Source organism: Bythopirellula sp. (assembly GCF_041737835.1).
In the GTDB taxonomy this organism is placed as follows: Bacteria; Planctomycetota; Planctomycetia; order Pirellulales; family Lacipirellulaceae; genus Bythopirellula.
This window is the reverse complement of record NZ_JBGSQY010000027.1, coordinates 72,855-82,225: the sequence shown is the minus strand read 5'-3', so window position 1 is coordinate 82,225 and position 9,371 is coordinate 72,855. Positions and strand designations below refer to the sequence as shown.

General features: G+C 55.2%; 9 protein-coding genes. 4 read left to right on the top strand and 5 right to left on the bottom strand.

The features are described 5' to 3' along the window. Positions 1 to 709: 709 nt before the first annotated feature. A complete protein-coding gene (locus AC6T8Q_RS08525; RefSeq protein WP_500678671.1) occupies positions 710 to 1,195 on the bottom strand; it encodes an REP-associated tyrosine transposase in 486 nt (161 codons plus the stop codon). Between the two features lie 672 nt (positions 1,196 to 1,867). Between AC6T8Q_RS08525 and purD the strand changes: the two genes are divergently transcribed. From purD to AC6T8Q_RS08505, 4 genes are all read left to right on the top strand, one after another. Further along, a complete protein-coding gene (gene purD, locus AC6T8Q_RS08520) occupies positions 1,868 to 3,154 on the top strand; it encodes a phosphoribosylamine--glycine ligase (RefSeq protein WP_500678670.1) in 1,287 nt (428 codons plus the stop codon). Positions 3,155 to 3,216: 62 nt separating this feature from the next. Then, positions 3,217 to 3,672, top strand: coding sequence for a hypothetical protein (locus AC6T8Q_RS08515; RefSeq protein ID WP_500678669.1), 456 nt, complete (start codon positions 3,217 to 3,219; stop codon positions 3,670 to 3,672). 116 nt (positions 3,673 to 3,788) lie between these two features. Continuing rightward, positions 3,789 to 4,013 carry a hypothetical protein gene (locus AC6T8Q_RS08510; protein WP_500678668.1) on the top strand — a complete coding sequence of 75 codons (225 nt, stop codon included), beginning with the start codon at positions 3,789 to 3,791 and terminating at the stop codon, positions 4,011 to 4,013. 231 nt (positions 4,014 to 4,244) lie between these two features. After that, positions 4,245 to 4,871, top strand: a complete 627-nt coding sequence (locus tag AC6T8Q_RS08505) for a hypothetical protein (RefSeq protein ID WP_500678667.1) — start codon at positions 4,245 to 4,247, stop codon at positions 4,869 to 4,871. A 49-nt stretch (positions 4,872 to 4,920) separates the two neighbouring features. Here AC6T8Q_RS08505 and AC6T8Q_RS08500 read toward each other — a convergent pair whose 3' ends face one another. The 4 genes from AC6T8Q_RS08500 to rny all read right to left on the bottom strand — a co-directional run bounded on the left by AC6T8Q_RS08500 (position 4,921) and on the right by rny (position 9,235). After that, the gene (locus AC6T8Q_RS08500; RefSeq protein ID WP_500678666.1) at positions 4,921 to 5,787 is read right to left on the bottom strand and encodes a transglutaminase family protein; all 867 of its coding nucleotides are present in this window, start codon (positions 5,785 to 5,787) and stop codon (positions 4,921 to 4,923) included. Positions 5,788 to 5,799: 12 nt separating this feature from the next. Further along, positions 5,800 to 6,660 carry a transglutaminase-like domain-containing protein gene (locus AC6T8Q_RS08495; protein WP_500678665.1) on the bottom strand — a complete coding sequence of 287 codons (861 nt, stop codon included), beginning with the start codon at positions 6,658 to 6,660 and terminating at the stop codon, positions 5,800 to 5,802. A gap of 67 nt (positions 6,661 to 6,727) precedes the next feature. Further along, on the bottom strand, positions 6,728 to 7,513 hold the full coding sequence (locus AC6T8Q_RS08490) for a TIGR00282 family metallophosphoesterase (protein ID WP_500678664.1): 786 nt from the start codon (positions 7,511 to 7,513) through the stop codon (positions 6,728 to 6,730). A gap of 135 nt (positions 7,514 to 7,648) precedes the next feature. Further along, a complete protein-coding gene (rny, locus tag AC6T8Q_RS08485; RefSeq protein WP_500678663.1) occupies positions 7,649 to 9,235 on the bottom strand; it encodes a ribonuclease Y in 1,587 nt (528 codons plus the stop codon). Between the last annotated feature and the right edge of the window lie 136 nt (positions 9,236 to 9,371).

Here is a 9,371-nt window from a genome sequence, read left to right as displayed (position 1 = left end):
CGGCCTCAGCCGCGGGAGGGGTCGATTCAGCCGGCGCTGCTTCGCCAGAAGCAGGCGCGTCACCACCGTCGGTCTTGCGAGCCGCGGCAATCATGTCGGCAACCGACATCTTTTTCTTGTCAGCCATAGGAATTCAATATCCCAGGTTTCATCCACAGGGATGGCGGGGCTGATTTCTACGAACCGTACGCCAGTGCCACCGCGCCTGACGGGAGAACAACTTCCCCGCGACCAAGAGCTGCCAGCAAAGCTTGAGACCGAAAGTCTTTGCCAGAAACAACTTAGAGTGGGGATAGATTTACACAATAAACATTGTGACAAATTTCACAATGTCTCTTTGTAAGGTTAAGGTCCGACAATCAAATTGTCAACCGCCTTTTCTAACAGAATGGCTGTGGGTTGCCAGTAGGCGCAGCAATCGCCGCTGTAAAAGACGCCTCGGGACCTGTGGCTGACCTCTGTGAGGTCGGATCTCGACGGTAGAGAAACGGGTAACACCGACACGACATCCGCAAATTGGACCGACGACGTGAAAGCTCAACCGGATTCGAGGCGGTGTGCGCAGCACAAGAGGTGTTCAACACGAAACACTTCTTGTCGCAAGCGACACTGATACTTGTCCTGCAAAGCCTGCCGGTATTCAGCGCGTTTTCAGGACGAAGTATCAGTGCTACCCAGATCGCTCCTTAAAATATCCACTCGACGGGAACTATCGAAGGTTCACAAGTAAATAGAATCTGGCAGAACTTGCTGGCCAATCAATGGCACGCTCCACGAGGCCTGCCTTTACGGGATTGTTATGCATGTAGTCGAGTTTCTCGGTAGCCTTTCGTTCGGCAAACAGATTCAAGGGATAATATTTCGGCTGCCAGAATGGATCGTTAGCCGAATACATCTCTGTATAGTTAGGAAATAGTCCGCGAGCCAACTTTTTTAGTTTAAGGCTGGTCGTCTGCTTCCAACTCTTCATGAACAGACTTAAGACCCCGGACTCACTAAACCAGACAATCGCATGCACGTGATCTGGCATGATGACATAACCTGAGCAAATGCCTTCATGCATCTGAAGCTTTTCAGCCATCGTGTGGAGCACGATTTCCTGCATCTGCACGTCTTCAAGTAGTCGACGGCGCTTGTAACAAGAAAATGTAATGAATTGTGCGTGTTGCTCGGTATCGTAAATTCGTCTAACCATTCCACTGAGTCTGATTAGCAGTGACGCACATTTCAAGAATCGGGTAGCACCGACACTTTGTCCGTAAAACACTGTCCATCCGAGTTGATAGTGTCGGACAAGTGTCGGTGTGCGCAGCACAAGAGGTGTTCGACACGAAACACTTCTTGTCGCAAGCGACACTGATACTTGTCCTGCGAAGCTTGCTGGTAGTCAGCGCGTTTTCAGGACGAAGTATCACTGCTACCCTCGAAATTGTACGCGGCCAAAAATCTCCAAGATTTGGCCACTCCAATTAGTTAAAATACACGCTCGCCGCAAAGGCGAGTGTTCTTTGACAATCGAAAGCATTGAGTCTACTTTTGGAACGCGCTCGTCCTACGTTTCGACCAAAAATCGACTCGTTTTGGCACGTGCAAATTTCGCAAGGGCTTGAATTTTCAACACTTGCGACAGGACCAAGTGACAAAACCCAAGAGTTTCGGCGCGAAAATTGGGACCCCGGCGCACGCGCGAAAATTCAGGTTTGCCGCGCTCGAGCCTTGCAAACCAAGCAAACCTGGCCAACCTCGCAAACCTGAAAGCTGCCCCCTGGCGCGGCCAATTTCCGCCGATTACCTCCGCCACCGATTTCCGGTAAAATCTCGCGGTACGAAACACGAGGCAAAGCAGGCGGCAACGACGAGGCAAGCGATGAAAGTTTTGGTGGTTGGTGGTGGCGGACGGGAACACGCGTTGGCGTGGAAGATCGCCCAAAGTCCGCGCGTCGCGCAAGTGTTCGTCGCTCCCGGCAACGCCGGCACGGCCAGCGAAACTTCGTCGCCGATCAAAAATGTCGAAATCGCCGACACCGACATCCCGGCGCTCTTAAAATTCGCCAAGGCGAATGCTATCGATCTGGCCGTCATCGGGCCCGAAGCGCCCCTCGCGGCGGGGATCACCGATACTTTCGTCGCAGCTGGGATTCGGACCTTCGGCCCCAGCAAACAGGCCGCCGAGCTCGAAGCGAGCAAAGTCTTTTGCAAGAACCTGCTCCGCAATGCCGACGTCCCCACGGCCGACTTTCGCACGTTTCGCGATGCCGAGAGTGCGCGATCCTTTCTCGCCGATCGTGAAGACTTGCCAATGGTGGTAAAGGCAGACGGCCTCGCCGCCGGAAAAGGAGTCATCGTTTGTGCTAATCGCGAAGAGGCCCTCGCGGCGGTCGAGCGGATCACCGGCACTCAAGAATTTGGCGAGGCTGGCAGCCAACTCGTCATCGAAGACCGGCTCGTGGGCCAAGAAGCGAGTGTCCTAGCGATCACCGACGGGCAAGCGATTATCACTCTCCCCGCCGCGCAAGATCACAAGCCGGCCCACGACGGCGACAAAGGCCCGAACACCGGCGGCATGGGCGCTTACAGCCCGACACCGCTGATCACCGACCAGCTGATGCGGTCGGTTGAAGAAAAAGTGCTTATCCCCACGATCCATCAACTCAAGCGCATCCGCCGTCCTTTCAAAGGCATTCTCTACGCGGGATTGATGATCACCAAGCAAGGTCTCAAGGTCCTCGAATACAATGTCCGCTTCGGCGATCCCGAGTGCCAACCGCTGATGATGCGTTTACAAAGCGATCTGGTGGACGTGCTCGAAGCGACTGCTGACGGTCGGCTGGCGGAAGTGGCCCCCCTGAAGTGGGATCCTCGCCCGGCGGTCTGCGTCGTGATGGCCAGCGAAGGTTATCCCGGCAGCTACACCAAAGGCCATGTCATCCGCGGACTTTCCGATGCGGCAAAAGTGCCCGACGCCAAGGTTTTTCATGCGGGCACGCAAATGCGGGATGGCCAAGTCGTCACCACCGGCGGGCGCGTGCTGGGTGTCACGGCCCTGGGAAGTAGCATCTCTGCCGCCAAATTACAGGCGTATACCACTGTTAAATGCATTCGCTGGGACGGGGCCTGGTGCCGCAAAGACATTTCCGACAAGGCTTTAGAATAAATGCCAGAGACCGGCCAAAACTGATCTGAACACGATCCGCTCTCCCCGCGTACAATTAATGTGTGGAACGACGAATCGGACGACCTATGATCTTCGCCAAGCCCTACTTCCGAGCCTTGCTGCTCTCCCTCGTCTCCGTGGGGTTGATTGTCCCCGCGTGGGCCACGCAGCCTTGTGCTTGCCAACAGGAAGGCGAATGTTGCGAACGAACATCTTCAAGTAAGTCGTGCTGCAGCGAAAAACCTTGTTGTGCCCGGCATGCTGATGTTAACACCGTTGCAGCTCCGGTCTGCAATGTAGGTTGCCCCTGCTGCACCGAAGCTCCGGCACCGACGTCCCCTGCCCCTCAACAATCGGAATCGACGCAACAAGAGCAGTCCGCCCCGGCCACGATTGCCGAGTTGCCTCCAACAATCCCACCAATTGCTTCCACAGCTTATTTGGCTCGGGGATTTGAAAGCCCCGCCGGCCACCCTCCCCTGCGTCTCCACGCGCTTTATCGCGTCTGGCTGAATTAATGAACTGTAGCCAAGGTCTTTGACCTTGGGCATGAATTCCGACTCGCCGCGGCGAGTCAGCGACAGTTTTTCTCATTAATTCCTTTCTATGCGAGCAGACTCGCAGGAGATTGATCATGTCTATTACAACCAAATTGCTGGCCACCGCGTTGGTCGCCGGCGCCTCGGTCCTCGGTTTTAACACCGTGTCGGCGAACACCGCCGCCCAAGGTAGCTGCTGCTGTGGCGAAAACTGCACGTGCGAATCGTGCGACTGCGCCGATGGCACTTGCGAAAATTGTAACTGCGAAGATTGCAGTTGCGAAAATTGCGATTGCGGCGACACCTGCGACCGCGACTGAGCGACAGGCCGTTAGGCCCTAGCAAGAGGTAATTAACGAGCCCCCGGCTATATTTTTATGGCCGGGGGTTTTGTGTTCAAAAATGCGCAGACCTCCAGATAATCGTTACAAGTTCTACAGCCTGTTCGGTAAAGCTTCTAAAGTCTCCCAGACTCCGTGGTATGTTATTGAAGCGGAAACAACCGCGTCAAAGACCTGCAGCCGACCTGCTTTCACTAGGGAGATGAAACCATGAACCGCCTATTATCCAATCTTGCATGCGTGACGCTCGTCCTGTTGGCTGTCGCGACGCTGGCCATTGGTCAGAATACCACCCCCGCGCCAACTGGTTTGCCTCAAATCACCAGCACGGCTGATCCCGCCAGCGCTGCCGAGCGGGAGCAAATTTGGAACAGCCCCACCATGCTGCGTGCTCGTGCATGGGTGCAAGAATACTGCGATCGCTCGGCCAAGATTACTCCCGAAGAAAAAGAGCAATACATGACCGAGCTCGAGAACCTGTCGCCCGCGCAGATGAAGCTGTGGCTGCTCAAGTTCAACCACGAAGAAGATACGATTCGCCAACAACAAGCCGCGTTTAACCAAGCCCGACAATATGGCATGAATCGTGCTTCGTCTATGAACAGCCAGACGCAGAAGGACTATGCCAACATCAATCGCGATGAGAACGAAGCGGCTGAAGCCGAAGAGCAATCGATCAAAGAAACTGATCAAATCGCTAACCAACGTAGCGAACAGAATATGGCCGACAAAAGTGTTTGGGGCCAAGGCTACGGTGGCTACTACGATCCGTTCGGTGGTGTGGGCCCCTTCCCAGGCTACGGTGGGTCTCACGTCCACTTCCATATCTATCCGTAATCCGTTGATCACTTCAAGAATCAATTCGCAAAACTGCCGGGCGAAGACCTTATTCGCTCGGCAGTTTTTCTGTTGTGACTTGCACGATCATCTCGCGATAATCCGACGACGCGCCGACGAACATCCCCGACACCGGCATCACGCCGCGGGGATGATTGCTCACCCCCGTGACCACGTGCTTGAGCGACGTCGGTTCGCCAATCGTGGGGTCAAACCCACGCCACCCCAACTCGGGTAAATAAAGTTCCGTCCAAGCGTGCATCGATGCACGGCCTGCCTCGGACGCGGGGCAATCGAGATAGCCGCTCGCAAATCGCGCGGCGATTCCCAGCACACGAGCCGCATCCATCATTAACGTGGCCATATCCCGGCAGGATCCGCTGGCGAGTTTCAAAGTCTGCGCGGGCGCTTGCACCCCTTTCTCGCTGCGGCGCTGATAGTGAATTTGGTCGTGCACCGCTTTGCCCAGCATCGTCACCACCCCTTCGGCATCCTCGATGTTTGGGTCGGCAATCACTTTCCCCAACCATTCGCGAATCACCTCCACGTCGTCGGGATACGAGGCCGCTAGATAAGCCGAGGTGAACGTAATTTCCAGCGGATCGTAAGTCACCGGATAAGCCACTTGCCACGGTTCGTGTGGTCGCTGGTGGGGAAACGGCGTCGTCCGAAACACGACGACCTCGCTCACAATCTTGAGCAGCGTTGCCGGTTCAGGAAAGTCGACGATCGCCACCGAATTGCCAAACACATCTCGCGACCAGACAAGTTCGTGAGCCGGCTCGATCTCGAGGCTCATGCTTTCAACCCGCAGGTCGTGCCCTTCGCGCGGGCGCACGACCAATCGATGCCGTCCCAGTTCAACGGGTCGGGTGTAATGATATTCCGTGCGATGCAGAATTCGCAGCCGTGCCATGGTGTGCTCAAATCAAACTTGGATCCGCTCTAAGGATACGCCTTTGCGACCAATTTGTTTGCGGTCGATGGGAATGTATTTTCCTTCGCCGACATACTGGCAATTGACTTGCATGCTGGTGCACTTAACAAAACCAAAGATGCTAGCTACTGCTGCATCGGCGGCATCTCGGCCATTGCCGATCCGCACCAAACCGTTCAAATGCGCTAGCCGCGTGGCGTCAAAGATAAACCAGTGCCCGCTGATATACGCTTCGAAGCATGCATGAAAATCCGGCGGATCGAGTTCAAAAGCATAGCCAGAGAAATACCGCGCGGGGATGTTCAGAGCCCGGCAGAGCGCGATTCCCAAATGGGCAAAATCGCGGCAGACACCTGCGCGTTGCGTCACAGTGTCGAACGCCGACGTAACGGAAGTTGTGCTTCCCAATTCATAGTCGACGTTGTCGTGGATCCAATCGCTGATCGCAACCACCTTTTCATAAGGATTCTCGATCTTGCCGAATAGATCCCAAGCCAGCCGCCCCAAGCGATCAGATTGGCAATAACGGCTCGGAAACAAAAATTGCACCGCCTTGCGGTCCATCTCCGCAACCGGCGTTTGATCGATCTTGCTGAGCGGGATGACTTGATACTCGCAATCGACGATGGCTTCGTAAGTAATCGACAACTTCTTTTTCCGACCCGTCTCTAGCCGCACGAAACGATTGCAATGGTCGTCGGTGGTGAACTCTTCAACTTTCGTGCGCGGCTCGATCGTGAATTTCTCTTCGAGAATTGCTTGCGAAGGGCTCCGCTGCGCATGCATGTTCAAGATCAACGTCGAAGGTTGACTGATCTCGTACTCAAGCTGGGAATTCACTTTGAATCGCATACCAATCTCACATAGCCCGACCGTCCCGGCCGAGTTAAATATAGGCCGGTCGTCCCGGCCGGGAGAATTACACCGCATCCCGCACGCAGAACCGCTCAATTTTAGTAGCAAGCCCCGTGCCAGGATCGACGTCGACAATCGTGCCGTTGAGACGCACGTCACCATTTGAAACTTCAAATTGCGTGGGATTCGCCGTCAGCAATGTCTCCATCACCCGATCGGTGCGCCGTCCCAGAATGCCGTCGTGGGGACCAGTCATGCCAACATCACATTGAAACGCCGTCCCGCCCGGCAACACGCATTCATCGGCGGTTGGCACGTGCGTGTGCGTTCCTAACACGGCCGACACACGTCCATCGAGATACCGTCCCATGAGTTGCGCTTCGCTCGTGGCTTCCACGTGAAAATCGACAAAACGGACTTTCACTTCGGTCGGCATCGCAGCGAGCACACGGTCCGCCGCCCGCCAGGGATTGTCAATCGGCTTCATGAAGAGTTGCCCGAGGAAACAACAGACCCCCACTTGCGTCCCATCACGAGCGGTCACAACCGTCCACTCGCGGCCATGCGCTTCGGCGGGGAGATTGGCCGGACGAACGACGTCGGCGGCGCTATCGAGTATCGCAAAGATTTCCTTACGGCGGAAAACGTGATCGCCGAGCGTGATCACGTCGACCCCTGCCTTGGTGAGTTGCTTATAGATTTGCGGCGTCAGCCCCGACCCCCCCGCGGCATTCTCCGCGTTGGCAATCACCAGATCGAGTTGTTGTTCGACAATCAGCGTGGGGACCGACCGCGTGACAATCTCACGGCCCGGGCTTCCCACAATATCGCCGATGAAAAGGAGTCGCACGAAGGAGTTCCCAAAATTTCACCACAAAGCCACCAAGTGGCAAGATTTCGTAAAAGATAACTGAAATTGACGATCGCTTCCAACAAAACATTGTATTAAGGTTTTCTTGGTGATCTTTGTGCCTTTGTGTTTAAATCAATGTGCGATCTCGGTCACGCGAGTTTCACGAATCAGCGTCACTTTGATTTCGCCCGGATAGGTCAATTGCTCTTCAAACGCCTTGGCGATATCGCGGCAAATCTTGGCCGACGATTCGTCGGTTGTATCCGTGGCACTCGCGATGACCCGCACTTCACGGCCAGCTTGAATGGCAAATGCCTGACGCACACCCGGGAAGCTCGTGGCGATTGATTCGAGTTCTTGCATCCGCTTGATGTAGCGGTCGAGCGTTTCGCGACGAGCACCGGGACGCGAAGCACTGCACGCATCGGCCGCCGCGACTAGCACGGTGTACGGCATGTCGGGGCGAATATCGTCGTGATGCCCCAGCGCGGCATGAACGACTTCAGCATTCTCGCCGTACCGTTTAAGCAAATCAGCACCAATTTTGGGATGCCCGCCCTCGGTGTCGTGATCGGCGGCTTTGCCGATGTCGTGGAGCAAACCGGCTCGGCGAGCCAACTCGCCATCCATGCCCATTTCTTCGGCGAGCATACCGGCAATAAACGCGACTTCGATCGAATGCCGCAACACGTTTTGGCTATAGCTCGTGCGATATCGCAAACGGCCCAGCAATTCGACAACGCGCTGATGCAAACCAAAAATCTGCGCTTCCTGCATCGCCTCTTCGCCGTGTTTGCGAATCTCGGCATCGATCTCTTTTTCGGTTTCGGCCACGAGTTCTTCGATCCGCGTTGGATGAATCCGCCCGTCGGCGATCAACTTGTTGAGCGAAATCCGCGCGATCTCACGCCGCACGGGATCAAACGCACTCACGATCACCACCCCCGGAGTGTCGTCGATAATAACGTCCACCCCTGTGGCCTTCTCCAGCGAACGAATGTTACGGCCTTCACGGCCGATAATCCGTCCTTTCATTTCGTCGTTGGGAATATCAACCGTGCTGGTGGTCGCCTCGGCCGTGTGTGCCGCGGCAAAACGCTGCACTGACGTAATGAGCATCTCTTTGGCTTTTTTATCCACGGTCTCCGCCATTTGGCGTTCATGCTTGATAATCAAAGCCCCCTGCTCACGAACAAGCTCTTGTTCCAACCGTTTGAGCAGTCGTTCCTCAGCTTCCTGGGGACTCAAGCCGCTCAGTTGATGCATGGTTTGGCGTTCGAGAGTGAGCAAATCGTCGAGTTCTTTTTGCCGACGGGTGGCGTCATCTATCTTCTCCGACAGGCGGCGTTGATTGTTCTCGACCATTTTTTCTTGCTTAAGCATCTGGTCGGAACGCTGATTGAGCGCGTCTTCTTGCTTGTCGAGATGCCGTTCGCGCTCATGCAGAGAATTGCGCATCTCTGTGTTCTCGCGTTCCAGGCGATCTTTTTCTTGAAGCGCCATCTCCTTGGCTTCGATGGCCGCTTCTTTGCGCAAAGTCTTGGCTTCGATTTCTGCCCGCTCAATAATTTGAGCTGCTTCCTTATCGGCATCGCGTTTGCGCAAATAGTCGAGCAGCTTGACGAGCCCCATGCCCATCAAGGCCGCGACGGCCAATGCCAACAATTGCATGCCGTCGGGCAAAGCTGCCAGCGGAAAGTATGTAAAAACGATTGTCATGGCGAACCTCAATTGCCTCAAATTGAAATCCTGCGCCAGACCAAGAGAGTGCCCTATGCTTCACAGAAACCCTGTGTTCCACAGAGCCCCCGTGCTTCACTGAGCCAATGAGGCTGAGCCGAAGAAGAGCATCCGC

Coding starts and splice junctions, on each gene's coding strand:
- AC6T8Q_RS08525 (WP_500678671.1), bottom strand. CDS start 1,195: ATGGTTAGACGAATTTACGATACCGAGCAACACGCACAATTCATTACA.
- purD (WP_500678670.1), top strand. CDS start 1,868: ATGAAAGTTTTGGTGGTTGGTGGTGGCGGACGGGAACACGCGTTGGCG.
- AC6T8Q_RS08510 (WP_500678668.1), top strand. CDS start 3,789: ATGTCTATTACAACCAAATTGCTGGCCACCGCGTTGGTCGCCGGCGCC.
- AC6T8Q_RS08505 (WP_500678667.1), top strand. CDS start 4,245: ATGAACCGCCTATTATCCAATCTTGCATGCGTGACGCTCGTCCTGTTG.
- AC6T8Q_RS08500 (WP_500678666.1), bottom strand. CDS start 5,787: ATGGCACGGCTGCGAATTCTGCATCGCACGGAATATCATTACACCCGA.
- AC6T8Q_RS08495 (WP_500678665.1), bottom strand. CDS start 6,660: ATGCGATTCAAAGTGAATTCCCAGCTTGAGTACGAGATCAGTCAACCT.
- rny (WP_500678663.1), bottom strand. CDS start 9,235: ATGACAATCGTTTTTACATACTTTCCGCTGGCAGCTTTGCCCGACGGC.